A 14,531-nucleotide genomic window follows, 5' to 3' on the forward strand; every position below is an offset into this window, starting at 1 on the left:
TATAAAAAACCAATAACTATTTGATATAAATCCATAAATCTTATGAATACTTGTATTTGCAATTCATAATTTTGAATTATATTAAATAGATTAGAAACATTTTGAAATCTTTTAAATACATTTGTTACATGTAATCTTTAAAATAAAATGAACTTCATAGAATAGTATCCAAATGTGCTTTTTTTTGGATAACGGCACTTATTGTTATATTCATGAAGATTATAATCACAAGGGAATACATAATGAAAAGAAAAGTTCTGGCAATGCTGGTCCCGGCGTTATTAGTTGCTGGCGCAGCAAATGCGGCTGAAATTTATAATAAAAATGGCAATAAAGTTGATTTCTACGGCAAGATGGTCGGCGAGCGCATCTGGTCGAACACTGATGATAATAACAGCGAAAACGAAGATACTTCCTATGCTCGTTTCGGTGTTAAAGGTGAAACTCAAATCACCAGCGAACTGACTGGTTTTGGTCAGTTTGAATACAACCTCGACGCCAGCAAACCTGAAGGTTCTAACCAGGAAAAAACCCGTTTAACCTTCGCTGGTTTGAAATATAACGAACTCGGATCTTTCGACTATGGTCGTAACTACGGTGTCGCCTACGACGCTGCAGCTTATACCGATATGTTAGTTGAATGGGGTGGTGATTCCTGGGCTTCCGCTGATAACTTTATGAACGGTCGTACCAACGGTGTTGCAACCTATCGTAACTCCGATTTCTTTGGTCTGGTCGATGGTCTGAATTTTGCAGTTCAGTATCAAGGGAAGAACAGCAACCGTAGCGTTACAAAACAAAACGGTGATGGCTATGCGTTGTCTGTAGACTACAACATCGAAGGTTTTGGTTTTGTAGGTGCATATAGCAAATCTGACCGTACTAATGAGCAAGTTGCTGATGGAAACGGTTCTAATGCAGAATTATGGTCTCTGGCAGCAAAATATGATGCTAACAATGTCTACGCTGCTGTGATGTATGGTGAAACTCGTAATATGACACCGACATCAGTTAATACAGGTGGCTTCGACAACGACGGCAACTCGATAATGCATGATCAACTGATCAACGAAACTCAGAACTTTGAAGCCGTTGTTCAGTATCAGTTCGACTTTGGTCTGCGTCCTTCCTTGGGTTATGTTTACTCCAAAGGTAAGGATATCAAAGGTGTCCCAGGCCATAGATATGTTGACGCCGACCGCGTGAACTACATCGAAGTAGGCACCTGGTACTTCTTTAATAAGAATATGAACGTTTATACAGCGTACAAATTCAATATGCTGGATAAAGATGACGCGGCAATTACTGGCGCAGCAACTGATGACCAGTTTGCAGTTGGTATCGTTTACCAGTTCTAATCAGCCAACGCGCCTCGGCGTGTTACTGTAAAACCTAATACCCGCCTGAGTTCGTCACTCATCGAACTCAGGCTTTTTTATCGTCATCAAATCAGCAACAGCGGCACGCTAAACTGCCGTAGCATATCGACAAAACCCAATTCCTGAGTAGCTCCCAGCACAATAACATCTTCCAGTTGCTGTTCAGCCAGCTCTTTCACTCCTTCCGGAAGAGTACCAAAATAAACATAGGTATGGATAAACCCTTCAGGCAAAACCAACTGTTCTGCCAGTGTAGCTAAACGGCGCAAAGCCTGATCACGTAGCACATATTCCAGACGATGCATGTCAGAAACATATCCCCGCTCCAGTATCCTTACATACTCCGGTATAAAGCCAAGCAAATGAACATGCCCTGATGAAACATTGGCGAAAAATTGCGCATGATAAAATGCTTGCTCTCTATCATCCCGGGAAAAGACATTCACCGGAATAACAATATTTCGGTACATAGAAAATCCCTGAAAACATCTGAATATAAAAAGAATTTACATTATTATTAATTTATCTGTTAAATTTTATACTTACGCCATAAATACAGAATCATTGGGCACATTAAATCAGCTGCGCCTTAACCACTCCTGGCAGAGCAGCTCCAGGCAGCTCCTGTAATTATCACATCTGATGACATGTAATTAATCATATCTGTCATCAGTTAAACCTTAATCTGGATCATCATTTTTTCGCGACTAACGGCCTTACAGGGCAGTTTCATCATTATTTTTTTGCTAAAAATCTTATCGACGAATCTTGCAATCCCCTACTATGACGAGGGTATGCAATCTCATCTTTTCTGAAAAATGAACTAAAATACATTGCTACACTTTGAGTTTTTTATTGCAAATAAGGTGGAATCGGTGAGATCACTATTCGATAATAGCTGTGTGTTTCCCCAACCGTATTTAACATCCTCCCCTACCGCTTTCGGTATATTGACTCATTTTACGCTCCTGGTTAAATATAGCACCCAGCTCAGTCGCGAATATAGTGACTAACCTACCTAAGTAACAATAAGGAATACACTATGACTGTTCAAACAAGTAAGAATCCGCAGATCGATATTGCTGAAGATAATGCGTTCTTCCCTTCAGAATTTTCGCTTAGCCAATATACCAGTCCGGTATCTGACCTTGATGGTGTGGACTATCCAAAACCGTATAGCGGCAAGCACAAAATTCTGGTGATCGCCGCTGACGAACGCTATTTGCCGACCGATAACGGTAAACAGTTCTCAACGGGCAACCATCCGATTGAAACGTTGCTGCCGCTGTATCACCTGTATGCAGCAGGTTTCGAGTTTGAAGTTGCGACCATTTCCGGCCTGATGACGAAGTTTGAATACTGGGCTATGCCGCACAAAGATGAAAAAGTGATGCCATTCTTTGAGCAACATAAATCTTTGTTCCGCAATCCGAAGAAATTAGCAGATGTTGTCGCCAGCTTGAACGCAGACAGCGAGTACGCAGCAATTTTTGTTCCCGGCGGTCATGGCGCTCTCATTGGCTTACCGGAAAGCAAAGAAGTTGCAACCGCTTTAAAATGGGCAGTTGAAAATGACCGTTTTGTTATCTCCCTCTGCCATGGCCCGGCTGCGTTTCTGGCACTTCGTCATGGCGATAACCCACTAAACGGTTATTCCATTTGTGCGTTCCCTGACGCCGCAGATAAACAAACGCCAGATATTGGCTATATGCCTGGTCATCTGACCTGGTACTTTGGTGAAGAACTGAAAAAAATGGGAATGAATATCATCAATGATGATATTACTGGCCGGGTACATAAGGATCGTAAACTTCTCACCGGAGACAGTCCTTTTGCGGCAAATGCACTGGGTAAACTCGCAGCACAGGAAATGTTGGCTGCGTACCAGGGTTAATCGGACATCACTTACGGTATAGTAAAAAAGTGGGGGTATTTCCCCCACTTAGATAATCACTCTGATTGCTGACGTTTTATCTCTTCTCTTACCTTCACTTAGCATCGACTTCAGATTGAAATGTACATTGAAGCTATGCAATACAAGTATTTTTGCGATACAAACATAATTTAATTGAATAATTAAAAATTAATAATAGAAATAAATTATGTATTATCTCGCTATTTAGCGATTTTAGAAAACGACTATCTCTGATAAACTCCATCACGTTTTAACCAGTAGGGAAGCGAGGTTGGAAATGTCGTTAGTGTCAATTTTTAGACGCATTGCATTCAGTTATTATGATTATTCATGTAAAAATATCAATATTGCAAATACTGAATTTGTGGTCATTCACATCCCCGACCAAATTGGTGATGCAATGGCTATTTACCCCATAATTAGATCGCTGGAATCACATAAAATAAAACATTTATTAATTGTCACATCTACAATTAATAAAGCCGTTTTTGATTCGCTTTGTCTTAAGGAGACTAAATTAACATTAGTCAGTATGACAATGCAGGATCATGCCAGCTTTAGCGAAATAAAAATTCTGGCGCAAAGTATAAGAGAGCAATACGGTACACCGGATCTCTGCATTGAAGCTATGCGCAAGAAAAACCTGAAGACAATGCTGTTCATAAGTCATTTAAAAGCCAAAACCAATTTACAAGTTGTGGGTTTAACAATGAAATGTTATTCCTCCTTATGTAAATCGGCGTCGAAAATGGACCAGTCTCTTCGGGCGCCAGTACCAATGACATGGGCATTCATGATGCGAGAAGCTGGTTTTCCGCCTGTCCGCCCCTTATTTGAACTGCCTATCAGTGAAGAGGTAAGAAACGAAGTGCGTTATGAACTTACCTCATTGGGTGCATATATTGCTCTTAATCTTGATGGTAGTGTTCAGGAGCGAACTTTTTCAGGCTCAATGGCTAAAAAGCTAATAACCATGATTAAAAATGAAATAAATATGCCAATTGTCATTGTTCATGGCCCGAATGGTACTGAAAAAGCAGTAGAACTAGCGCAGTGTTTTGACAATGTCTATAATTTATCATTACCGCCTTCAATACCACGTTCTGCCGCCGTCATAAAAGATGCTTTTCTCGCAATAACACCTGATACTTCTATTTTACATATGACAAGTGCTTATAATATTCCTGTCATCGCAGTATATGCCGATTATAAAACACGCTGGCCTGCTATGGCAGATATTTCAGAGACGATTGTGGTAGGGAAAAATATTGATCACATCAATCTGGATGAATTCAGAAATACGATAAAAAGAATTATCGCAAAAATTCAGCCCTGATGTAGTTATCAGATTTAAGGGAGGTTAGATACGAACCCGGTTATGGCTAACGTTGAAAAGCAAAAAGCCTGCTCGAAAGCAGGCTTTTCAAAATCTGGCTCCTCTGACTGGACTCGAACCAGTGACATACGGATTAACAGTCCGCCGTTCTACCGACTGAACTACAGAGGAATCGTGAGAACGAGGCGAATATTACTGAGTGGCACTGCGAGTGTCAACACTAAAATTCACACGTTATTTCAATCGGTTAATTAAGCAACAAAATTGATATTTAATGAGCATCTGGTGCTGAATATGTGCCTCGTTCATTCGCATTTCGCAGTCTTTGCAGCGGTTCCTGCTGATAAAATTGGCAGAAACGTTGCCACAGCGAGGGGAAGCGAGGAGCAAAAAGCTCCGGGGCGCTAAAAAAGTATTCGGAAAGCACGGCAAAACATTCTGCAGGGTCACTGGCGGCATAAGCATCGATGCTGGAGGCATTTTCGCCCACTAATTCAATTTCGTCCTGAATGTTATTCATCGCCGCGTGAAGATCGTGTTCCCAGCCCGCGACTTCACGTAAAGGAATAAAGGGGACACCACTGGCGCGATCGCCGTTCCGGGTGTCCAGTTTATGTGCAACTTCGTGGATAATCAGATTAAACCCAGAGGCATCGAAAGAATCCTGTATATCGAGCCAATTCAATATGATGGGGCCTTGCTGCCAGCTTTGACCTGACTGAACGATGCGTTGATTATGTACCAGTCCTATATCGTCTTCCCATTCATCATCTACCACAAATGGCGCTGGGTAAATTAACACTTCATGGAAACCATCCAGCCATTCCAGCCCCAGCTCCATAACAGGTAAACAAAACAGCAAGGCGATACGACCGCTTTTCAAAGCGTCAAGTTCAACCCCTTGTAAAGGAACCAACCGTTTTTGTTGCAAAAAACGTCCAGCAAGAGTGACTAATTTGTTTTGCTCCTGCTCAGTCAAACTTGTCAAAAGAGGTATCGACAAAGCTTCCTTCCACGGAATTGCATCATCATGAACGGTTTCTTGTACTTTCCAGGGCCACTTAATCATCGTTTTGCTCGCAAACTCGTCACTTGAACAAAATTGCACGGACAGGGACTGTTAAAATGCCAAATTTCCTGGCATCATTGCAACAATCTGAACGGAGAGATGCCGGAGCGGCTGAACGGACCGGTCTCGAAAACCGGAGTAGGGGCAACTCTACCGGGGGTTCAAATCCCCCTCTCTCCGCCAATCATTCAAGCAATTAGCCCATCCCGTGTCAGTGACACAAATCTCATTGAGAAAATTCGAAAAATTCATCTGCGAAAATAACGCCAGCAAGTAGCCAGTGCTACCTTAGCGATCACATTTTTCTGTCTTTTGATTTCTAATACGCACCTGAATCTACAATTTTCTTCGTTTCCAGCACATTACAGTAGCCCCTATCCGTCCTCCATGCTCATTTTCGGGTATAAAAATATTTGCAGATGCTCTCTGTCGCGGTAGTCTCATAAGGTTCGTTTATAGATCGACGGCAATGTGAGTTACCTTTTTCCATACTAATTATAAAAAGACAGTACAGACAGGAACACTATGGACTCCACGCTCATCTCCACGCGTCCCGATGAAGGAACGCTTTCGTTAAGTCGCGCCCGACGAGCTGCGCTAGGCAGTTTTGCCGGTGCCGTCGTCGACTGGTACGATTTTTTACTCTATGGCATTACTGCCGCACTGGTATTTAATCGAGAGTTTTTCCCGCAAGTGAGTCCGGCAATGGGAACTCTCGCAGCGTTTGCCACTTTTGGTGTCGGATTCCTTTTCCGTCCGCTTGGAGGTGTCATTTTCGGTCATTTTGGCGACCGCCTGGGGCGTAAACGCATGTTGATGCTGACTGTCTGGATGATGGGGATCGCAACAGCATTGATTGGTATTCTTCCTTCATTCTCGACTATTGGCTGGTGGGCACCAATTTTACTGGTGACGCTGCGTGCTATTCAGGGATTTGCCGTCGGCGGCGAATGGGGAGGCGCAGCATTGCTGTCCGTTGAAAGCGCGCCGAAAAATAAAAAAGCCTTTTACAGTAGCGGTGTACAAGTTGGCTACGGTGTAGGGTTGCTGCTTTCAACTGGACTGGTTTCGCTGATTAGTATGATGACCACTGACGAGCAGTTTTTGAGCTGGGGCTGGCGCATTCCTTTCCTGTTTAGCACCGTACTGGTGCTGGGGGCATTGTGGGTGCGTAATGGCATGGAGGAATCCGCTGAATTTGAGCAACAGCAACATAATCAAGCGGCAGTGAAAAAGCGAATCCCTGTTATCCAGGCACTGTTACTACATCCAGGGGCTTTTCTGAAGATTATTGCGCTGCGACTGTGCGAGTTGCTGACGATGTATATCGTTACCGCCTTTGCGCTTAACTACTCAACCCAGAATATGGGGCTGCCACGCGAATTATTCCTGAATATTGGTTTGCTTGTGGGAGGGTTAAGCTGCCTGACAATTCCCTGTTTTGCCTGGCTTGCCGATCGTTTTGGTCGCCGCAGGGTTTATATCACTGGCGCAGTTATCGGAACCTTAAGCACGTTTCCTTTTTTTATGGCGCTCGAGGCTCAATCCATTTTCTGGATAGTCTTCTTCTCCATTATGCTGGCGAATATTGCGCATGACATGGTGGTTTGTGTGCAACAACCGATGTTCACAGAGATGTTTGGTGCCAGTTATCGCTACAGCGGCGCTGGGGTCGGATATCAAGTTGCCAGTGTGGTTGGTGGTGGGTTTACCCCTTTTATTGCCGCCGCCCTCATTACTTATTTTTCCGGGGACTGGCATAGCGTCGCCATTTATTTGCTGGCAGGATGCCTGATTTCTGCAATGACCGCTTTGTTGATGAAAGACAATCAACGCATCTGATGGTCTGGCGAAGATCATTCGATCTTCGCCTTACACTTTTGTTTCACATTCCTGTGACATACTATCGGATGTGCGGTAATTGTATGGAACAGGAGACACACATGAATAATAAGGGCTCCGGTCTGACCCCAGCTCAGGCACTGGATAAACTTGACGCGCTGTATGAGCAATCTGTAGTCGCTTTACGCAATGCCATTGGAAAATATATTAAAAGTGGCGAATTGCCTGATGAAAACGCCCGCAAGCAAGGTCTTTTTGTCTATCCATCATTGACCGTGACCTGGGACGGCTGCGCCACAAACCCTCCCAAAACACGCGCATTTGGACGTTTTACTCACGCTGGCAGCTATACCACCACTATCACCCGCCCTGCTCTCTTTCGTTCGTATCTCAATGAACAACTAACGTTGCTGTATCAAGATTATGGTGCGCACATCTCCGTGCAACCCTCGCAGCATGAAATCCCCTATCCCTATGTCATTGATGGCTCTGAACTGACACTTGATCGATCGATGAGCGCCGGGTTAACACGTTACTTCCCGACAACAGAACTGGCGCAAATTGGCGATGAAACTGCAGACGGCATTTATCATCCAACGGAATTTTCTCCGCTATCGCATTTTGATGCGCGCCGGGTAGATTTTTCCCTCGCGCGGTTACGCCATTATACCGGCACGCCCGTCGAACATTTTCAGCCATTCGTTTTGTTTACCAACTACACACGTTATGTGGATGAATTCGTTCGTTGGGGGTGCAGCCAGATCCTCGATCCTGATAGTCCCTACATTGCTCTTTCCTGTGCTGGAGGGATATGGATCACCGCCGAAACAGAAGCCCCTGAAGAGGCGATTTCTGACCTCGCATGGAAAAAACACCAGATGCCAGCATGGCATTTAATCACTGCCGATGGTCAGGGTATTACTCTGGTGAATATTGGCGTGGGTCCGTCAAATGCTAAAACCATCTGCGATCATCTGGCGGTGCTACGCCCGGATGTCTGGCTGATGATTGGTCACTGCGGTGGATTACGTGAAAGCCAGTCCATTGGTGATTATGTACTTGCACATGCTTATTTACGTGATGACCACGTTCTTGATGCAGTTTTGCCGCCCGATATCCCTATTCCCAGCATTGCTGAAGTGCAACGCGCGCTTTATGACGCCACCAAATTGGTCAGTGGCAGGCCGGGTGAGGAAGTTAAACAGCGGCTACGTACTGGCACTGTGGTAACTACTGATGACAGGAACTGGGAATTGCGTTACTCGGCTTCTGCGCTTCGTTTTAACTTAAGTCGGGCCGTAGCGATTGACATGGAAAGTGCAACCATTGCAGCACAAGGATACCGTTTCCGCGTGCCATACGGGACGCTACTGTGTGTTTCAGATAAACCATTGCATGGTGAGATTAAACTTCCCGGCCAGGCTAACCGTTTTTATGAAGGTGCAATTTCCGAACACTTGCAGATTGGCATCCGGGCAATTGATTTACTGCGCGCTGAAGGCGATCGACTGCATTCCCGTAAACTACGAACCTTTAATGAGCCGCCGTTCCGATAATGGGCTCAGATCCTTTGCGTCAGGAAAAGATGTGAAGGATTTTAAAAGCAAAAAGCCCGCTATCAAAGCGGGCTTTTCAAAATCTGGCTCCTCTGACTGGACTCGAACCAGTGACATACGGATTAACAGTCCGCCGTTCTACCGACTGAACTACAGAGGAATCGTGAGAACGGGGCGAATATTAACGATGCCTATCCGCATTGTCAAAGCCTGTTTTTTAATTTTGAAATCGTTTGCTGAAATATTCTGCGTTTTGTCGTTTATTCCGACACGGCTGGCTTTTTTTCACACTTTTCATGTTCAGTGCGAGGATATTTCCATAGCCAGCGCCCGGTCACCATCCGCCAGTAAAACAACACAGCACGCACGGCCCAATCGGCAAACATCCCCATCCAAACGCCAACCACGCCCCAGCCAAGCATAATTCCCAGCGCATAACCTACTACCACTCGGCATCCCCACATGCTCAACATAGAAACCCACATGGCATAGCGGGCATCACGAGCACCTTTAAAACCCGCAGGTAATACCCATGAGGCGGACCAAATAGGCATAAACAACGCGTTTAGCCAAATAAGAATCACAACCACGTGTTTAACCTGGGGATCCTGGGTATAAAACGACGCCATAACCCCCGCAAAAGGAGCCGTTAACCAGGCTATCGCTGTTAACCCAAGGGTGGACAACCAGAAAACATGCCTCAACTGTATTTCTGCTTGCGCTATCTGCCCTACTCCCAGCCTTCGACCAGTAATTATCGTAGAAGCAGAACCGAGCGCACTCCCAGGTAAATTGATAAGAGCCGCAATCGAAAAAGCGATAAAATTCCCGGCAATAACGCTGGTTCCCATACCGGCAACAAACATTTGTGTTAATAACCGGCCACTGGTAAATAATACTGATTCAACACTCGCTGGAATACCAATTCCCATAACTTCCCAGATAATGCTGAAATTCAATGGCTTAAAATAGCTCTTTAACGAGATTCGTAGCGCAGGATTAAAGCCAATCGCCAGTACCCACAAAATTGCAATTGCGCCAATATAACGGGAAATAGTTAATCCCAGCCCAGCCCCAACAAACCCCAACCCCTGCCAGGAGAAAAGCCCGTAAATCAATATACCGCTAATAATAATATTAAAAATATTCATGCTACCGTTTATAAGTAACGGTATTTTCGTATTCCCGGCACCACGAAGTGCCCCACTGCCAATCAAAGTGATGGCAGCGGCTGGATAACTGAGAACTGTCAGTTCCAGATAAGTCAACGCCAGTGCTTTAACCTCTGTCGTGGCATCACCTGCAACAAAATCGATAATTTGTTCACCAAAATGATGAATGAGAATTGCCAACAGCACGGCAAATAACGTCATGATCACCAGTGATTGCCGTGTTGCTACTCTGGCTCGCCGTCGATCACGTTTACCGAGACTAAATGCCACAACGACAGTAGTACCAAGATCGATAGCAGCGAAAAAGGCCATAATGACCATATTGAAGCTGTCCGCCAACCCAACGCCCGCCATCGCATCTTTTCCCAGCCAACTGACCAGAAAAGTGCTCAGCACGCCCATCAACAGGACACAGGCATTCTCCATAAAGATAGGAACAGCAAGCGGAGTTATTTCGCGCCAGAACAACACTTTGTAACTCTTACGTTTTGAGTGCCAGCGAGTGTGGCGAACAACCTGGCGTAAAGCTGAGGGGATATTCAAAGCCGACCTTAATTGCAGAAAGTGAAACCACATTTCAAATAATGAGGGAGAATCAGAAAAGCTGCAAAGATTTTCGCCGACAAATTGTCTGCAAATGCAACAAACTGTTGATAGAAACGGCAAACGGTTGAGGAATATAAAAAACAGGTTTGACAAAATATTTTTCGCCGTTAAGATGTGCCTCAACAGCGATTCCTCTGTAGTTCAGTCGGTAGAACGGCGGACTGTTAATCCGTATGTCACTGGTTCGAGTCCAGTCAGAGGAGCCAAATTTTGAAAAGCCCGCTTTGATAGCGGGCTTTTTGCTATATCTGATAATCAATTTCCTCTTCATTATTTTCCATCACCTGCCGCTTAATATCCTCAACCGACAATCCAGCATTGCACAGTTCCAGAAAACGCCAGACGTAGTTACGCTGCAGTTGTCCTCGTTTCAGACCCAACCAGACGGTACTGGCATCGAAAAGATGGCGAGTATCCAGACGAATTAAATTCTCTTCCTCTTGCTCACCGCTGGATTGTTCGGCAACTAATCCGATCCCCAAACCGAGGGCGACATAGGTTTTGATGACATCAGAATCCTGAGCACTCAATACAATATCTGCCAGTAAACCTTTGCGGACAAATGCATCATCAATACGCGAGCGGCCTGTAATTCCCTGTCGGTAAGTGATCAACGGCCACTTCGCTATTGATTCCAGCGTCAATGGCGTAATTTGTGTTAAAGGATGATCGACAGGAACGAGCAAACTATGATGCCAACGAAACCAGGGGAAAGCGACGAGTTGGGGATCATTGCTCAAACGCTCACTGGCTATGCCAATATCTGCTCCACCGTTTTGTAGCAGGCTAGCAATTTCCTGCGGCGTCCCCTGGATAAGCTCGAGTCGCACTTCGGGGAAAAGTTCGCGGAAGGCTTTAATGACCCCAGGCAAGCTGTAACGAGCCTGAGTGTGCGTCGTTGCAATAGTGAGTACGCCCGATGTGTCGTTGGTAAACAGGTCTGCAAGCCGACGAACATTACTGGCTTCATTCAGAATACGTTCTGCAATGACCAGTAATGCTTTGCCCGGTTCAGTCATACCAAGCAGCCGCTTGCCACGACGAACGAATATTTCGATACCAAGTTCATCCTCCAGCTCTCGAATATGACGACTGACACCTGACTGTGAGGTAAAGAGCATATTCGCGACCTCTGTCAGATTGTAATCCTGACGGGCAGCTTCGCGGACTATCTTTAGTTGTTGGAAATTCACGGTAAACTCCGGGCATATAAGACATCCATTATTGTTAGAGTCTAATGCCCGGCATAACAAATAATAAAAACCCGCATCTTATTCCATCCAGGTATAACGTTTAGCTCACCAATTGCCATTGTCTTTTTTCCATGGCTGGAGAACTAATCACTGACAATAACAGCTCTTTCACTGCCTGCGCCTGTGGCGATAAACCTGATCTGGCGGGTAAGTTTAATGACAACGAGAGACTCATTGAAGGTGTGGTAATACGTGACATCCAACCGTTAACTGCGGCACATAACGAACGTGCGGCCGATTCAGGTAATACTGCAACGCCCATACCGCTGGCAATCGCAGCGGTAAGCGTGGCGATAGACTCAATTTCACCGATGACTTTCGCTGTAAGCCGGCGTAGGGAAAAAGCTTCATCAACACGAAGTCTTACTACACTGTAATCGCTGGGAAGGAAGAGGTTCATTTGCGCTATCGCATTAACATCAACGCTTTGCCCTGGGCAATCCTGAGTTCCGACAAGAAACAGATCTTCCTTTAACAAAGTCTGACTGGATACACCTGACACAGGGGAATGCTCATAAATCACCGCCATATCAAGCTGGTTGTTTATAAGTTTTTCGTTAAGCACAGCACCGCTATTTTCATGGAGATAGATAACGACCTCTGGAAATTCAGCGCGTACCGCCTGTAATAAAGGCATGGTGATAGATGACGCGGCGGTTCCAGGCGCAAAGCCAATCGAGACTTGACCTGACAATGTCTGACCTACATTATGCACCGCCAGTTGGGCCTGTTCACACTGACGTAAAATTGCCCGCGCATGGGTATAGAGAATTTTTCCGGCGTCTGTCGGCGTAACGCCACGTTTTGTGCGAATCAAAAGTTGCTGATTTAGCTCACCTTCCAGCGTGGCAACCTGCTGACTGAGCGCAGGCTGTGCTATATGCAATACTTCAGCAGCCTGAGTCAGGCTACCAATATCTACAATTTTGACGAAGTATTTCAGGCGTCTAAAGTTCATGGTGCCTCCGGTTTTTTTAAGCGTCAGCCCGAGTGCCGACATTACTAACAACCAGATTGCAAGATACTTGCCAGTTTCGTTTTGGCGTTGATACGAAAGCTAATCGCCCGTCAAATAAGAGATTATGATTGTTTCGTCATTGGCTCTTTAAGCCAGGAGAAGCATTTCCTGCCCCATGAAAGGATGTCATGCACCACGATGGAACATGATTAAAAAGATTGAAAGTTCATCGTTTTGTTGAAATTGGCAGCAAACGAACAAAAAAATGCATTTCCCCCTTTGACATCGCCATGTACTGCCATTAATATGCGCCCCGTTCTCACGATTCCTCTGTAGTTCAGTCGGTAGAACGGCGGACTGTTAATCCGTATGTCACTGGTTCGAGTCCAGTCAGAGGAGCCAAATTCAAAAAAGCCTGCTTTCGAGCAGGCTTTTTGTTTTTTATACAACAGCTATTTTAAAACATCTGCTTTGAACCAGAGCTAATTTGCACTGGCATTCCCGATCGACGTTGCAACGCAGCATTCGCGCGATTCACATCGACCTCTTGTCCGTTGATAAACGCCCGCAAGGAAGGCGTCACCGGCAATGGCACTTTTCGGTCGGACTCATATTCTGCACGATTGCGCGACAGCGGCTCATGAACTTCCAGCCACTTTGAACCATCCGGCTCCGTTGTGTATTTCACTGGCTGATCAATAATTTGCACGCGCGTCCCTACCGGAACATTATCAAACAGATATTTGATATCGTCATTGCGCAGACGAATACAGCCCTGACTTACCCGTAGGCCAATCCCAAAATTGGCATTAGTACCGTGAATGGCATATAACCTGCCGATATAAATAGCGTACAGCCCCATAGGATTATCGGGGCCGGCTGGGACAAATGCAGGCAGGCTCTCCCCACGCTTTGCATATTCACGACGAGTGTTAGGGGTTGGCGTCCAGGTTGGTGCATCTTGTTTGCGTTCAACAGCAGTCACCCAATTACGCGGGGTTTCTCGTCCAGCCTGACCAATACCAATAGGAAACACTTCCACAGTATTACTGTCTGGTGGGTAGTAATACAGACGCATCTCGGCGACGTTAACCACAATCCCTTTTCGCACAGTGGCGGGTAAAATCAGTTGCTGCGGAATGGTGAGTTGCGAACCAGACTTCGGCAAGAAAACATCAGCCCCCGGATTCGCTTCCAGCATATTGCTCAGCCCTTGTCCGTACTGCGCGGCAAAAGTTTCCAGCGGCTGGGTATTGTGATCGGGAACCGTTACTGTAAGTGGCTGCCCCACTAAACGACTCCCCTCTGGGGGTAATGGATAAGTTACCGCCAGGCTATTATGGCTGGCAAAAAGCAGAGCAAATGAACAAAGAATATTTACACGACGCATCATATCCCTTTCCTAAGTCGCGAAAGCCATCCGATAAGTATAGCTTTTATCAGAC

The 14,531-nt window shown here is 45.4% G+C and carries 11 protein-coding genes and 5 tRNA genes; 8 read left to right on the forward strand and 8 right to left on the reverse strand.

All coding sequences use genetic code 11. The features are described 5' to 3' along the window. Positions 1–242: 242 nt before the first annotated feature. Positions 243–1,358, forward strand: coding sequence for a porin (locus WES_RS08520; RefSeq protein ID WP_016158468.1), 1,116 nt, complete (start codon positions 243–245; stop codon positions 1,356–1,358). An 86-nt stretch (positions 1,359–1,444) separates the two neighbouring features. Here WES_RS08520 and WES_RS08515 read toward each other — a convergent pair whose 3' ends face one another. After that, on the reverse strand, positions 1,445–1,849 hold the full coding sequence (locus WES_RS08515) for a universal stress protein (protein ID WP_016158469.1): 405 nt from the start codon (positions 1,847–1,849) through the stop codon (positions 1,445–1,447). Positions 1,850–2,421: 572 nt separating this feature from the next. On the opposite strand from WES_RS08515, the gene hchA reads away from it, so the two are divergent. Both hchA and WES_RS08505 read left to right on the forward strand, forming a co-directional pair. Further along, entirely contained in the window at positions 2,422–3,273 is an 852-nt protein-coding gene (gene hchA, locus WES_RS08510) for a glyoxalase III HchA (RefSeq protein ID WP_016158470.1), read from the forward strand. A 298-nt stretch (positions 3,274–3,571) separates the two neighbouring features. After that, positions 3,572–4,630: a glycosyltransferase family 9 protein gene (locus WES_RS08505; protein ID WP_016158471.1), complete on the forward strand. Its 1,059-nt coding sequence runs from the start codon at positions 3,572–3,574 to the stop codon at positions 4,628–4,630. Between the two features lie 95 nt (positions 4,631–4,725). Here the strand turns inward: WES_RS08505 and WES_RS08500 are convergent. Continuing rightward, positions 4,726–4,801, reverse strand: a tRNA-Asn gene (locus WES_RS08500). A 100-nt stretch (positions 4,802–4,901) separates the two neighbouring features. Further along, positions 4,902–5,699 carry a DgsA anti-repressor MtfA gene (gene mtfA, locus WES_RS08495; protein WP_016158472.1) on the reverse strand — a complete coding sequence of 266 codons (798 nt, stop codon included), beginning with the start codon at positions 5,697–5,699 and terminating at the stop codon, positions 4,902–4,904. A 93-nt stretch (positions 5,700–5,792) separates the two neighbouring features. On the opposite strand from mtfA, the gene WES_RS08490 reads away from it, so the two are divergent. From WES_RS08490 to amn, 3 genes are all read left to right on the forward strand, one after another. Further along, positions 5,793–5,882, forward strand: a tRNA-Ser gene (locus tag WES_RS08490). A gap of 342 nt (positions 5,883–6,224) precedes the next feature. Further along, positions 6,225–7,541 (forward strand): shikimate transporter, encoded by a 1,317-nt coding sequence (gene shiA, locus WES_RS08485; RefSeq protein WP_016158473.1) that lies wholly within the window; start codon positions 6,225–6,227, stop codon positions 7,539–7,541. 101 nt (positions 7,542–7,642) lie between these two features. Further along, positions 7,643–9,097 carry an AMP nucleosidase gene (amn, locus tag WES_RS08480; RefSeq protein WP_001060211.1) on the forward strand — a complete coding sequence of 485 codons (1,455 nt, stop codon included), beginning with the start codon at positions 7,643–7,645 and terminating at the stop codon, positions 9,095–9,097. 84 nt (positions 9,098–9,181) lie between these two features. On the opposite strand, the gene WES_RS08475 is transcribed toward amn, so the two are convergent. Further along, positions 9,182–9,257: transfer RNA gene (locus WES_RS08475), tRNA-Asn, on the reverse strand. 100 nt (positions 9,258–9,357) lie between these two features. Further along, positions 9,358–10,845, reverse strand: a complete 1,488-nt coding sequence (gene yeeO, locus WES_RS08470) for a toxic metabolite efflux MATE transporter YeeO (RefSeq protein ID WP_077630371.1) — start codon at positions 10,843–10,845, stop codon at positions 9,358–9,360. 160 nt (positions 10,846–11,005) lie between these two features. Here yeeO and WES_RS08465 point away from each other — a divergent pair. After that, positions 11,006–11,081 (forward strand) — tRNA-Asn (locus WES_RS08465). Positions 11,082–11,117: 36 nt separating this feature from the next. Here WES_RS08465 and cbl read toward each other — a convergent pair. Both cbl and nac read right to left on the reverse strand, forming a co-directional pair. Then, positions 11,118–12,068, reverse strand: a complete 951-nt coding sequence (cbl, locus tag WES_RS08460) for an HTH-type transcriptional regulator Cbl (RefSeq protein ID WP_016158475.1) — start codon at positions 12,066–12,068, stop codon at positions 11,118–11,120. A gap of 100 nt (positions 12,069–12,168) precedes the next feature. After that, on the reverse strand, positions 12,169–13,086 hold the full coding sequence (nac, locus tag WES_RS08455) for a nitrogen assimilation transcriptional regulator NAC (RefSeq protein WP_016158476.1): 918 nt from the start codon (positions 13,084–13,086) through the stop codon (positions 12,169–12,171). Between the two features lie 326 nt (positions 13,087–13,412). Between nac and WES_RS08450 the strand changes: the two genes are divergently transcribed. Continuing rightward, positions 13,413–13,488: transfer RNA gene (locus WES_RS08450), tRNA-Asn, on the forward strand. A gap of 55 nt (positions 13,489–13,543) precedes the next feature. Here WES_RS08450 and ldtA read toward each other — a convergent pair. Beyond that, positions 13,544–14,479 carry a L,D-transpeptidase gene (gene ldtA, locus WES_RS08445; protein WP_000986311.1) on the reverse strand — a complete coding sequence of 312 codons (936 nt, stop codon included), beginning with the start codon at positions 14,477–14,479 and terminating at the stop codon, positions 13,544–13,546. Positions 14,480–14,531 lie beyond the last annotated feature (52 nt).

This window comes from Escherichia sp. KTE31, assembly GCF_000407925.1.
Lineage (GTDB): Bacteria > Pseudomonadota > Gammaproteobacteria > Enterobacterales > Enterobacteriaceae > Escherichia > Escherichia ruysiae.

Bases quoted from the DNA above. Each gene is read 5' to 3' on its own strand.
- WES_RS08520 (WP_016158468.1), top strand. From the start codon at position 243: ATGAAAAGAAAAGTTCTGGCAATGCTGGTCCCGGCGTTATTAGTTGCT.
- WES_RS08515 (WP_016158469.1), bottom strand. From the start codon at position 1,849: ATGTACCGAAATATTGTTATTCCGGTGAATGTCTTTTCCCGGGATGAT.
- hchA (WP_016158470.1), top strand. From the start codon at position 2,422: ATGACTGTTCAAACAAGTAAGAATCCGCAGATCGATATTGCTGAAGAT.
- WES_RS08505 (WP_016158471.1), top strand. From the start codon at position 3,572: ATGTCGTTAGTGTCAATTTTTAGACGCATTGCATTCAGTTATTATGAT.
- mtfA (WP_016158472.1), bottom strand. From the start codon at position 5,699: ATGATTAAGTGGCCCTGGAAAGTACAAGAAACCGTTCATGATGATGCA.
- shiA (WP_016158473.1), top strand. From the start codon at position 6,225: ATGGACTCCACGCTCATCTCCACGCGTCCCGATGAAGGAACGCTTTCG.
- amn (WP_001060211.1), top strand. From the start codon at position 7,643: ATGAATAATAAGGGCTCCGGTCTGACCCCAGCTCAGGCACTGGATAAA.
- yeeO (WP_077630371.1), bottom strand. From the start codon at position 10,845: ATGTGGTTTCACTTTCTGCAATTAAGGTCGGCTTTGAATATCCCCTCA.
- nac (WP_016158476.1), bottom strand. From the start codon at position 13,086: ATGAACTTTAGACGCCTGAAATACTTCGTCAAAATTGTAGATATTGGT.
- ldtA (WP_000986311.1), bottom strand. From the start codon at position 14,479: ATGATGCGTCGTGTAAATATTCTTTGTTCATTTGCTCTGCTTTTTGCC.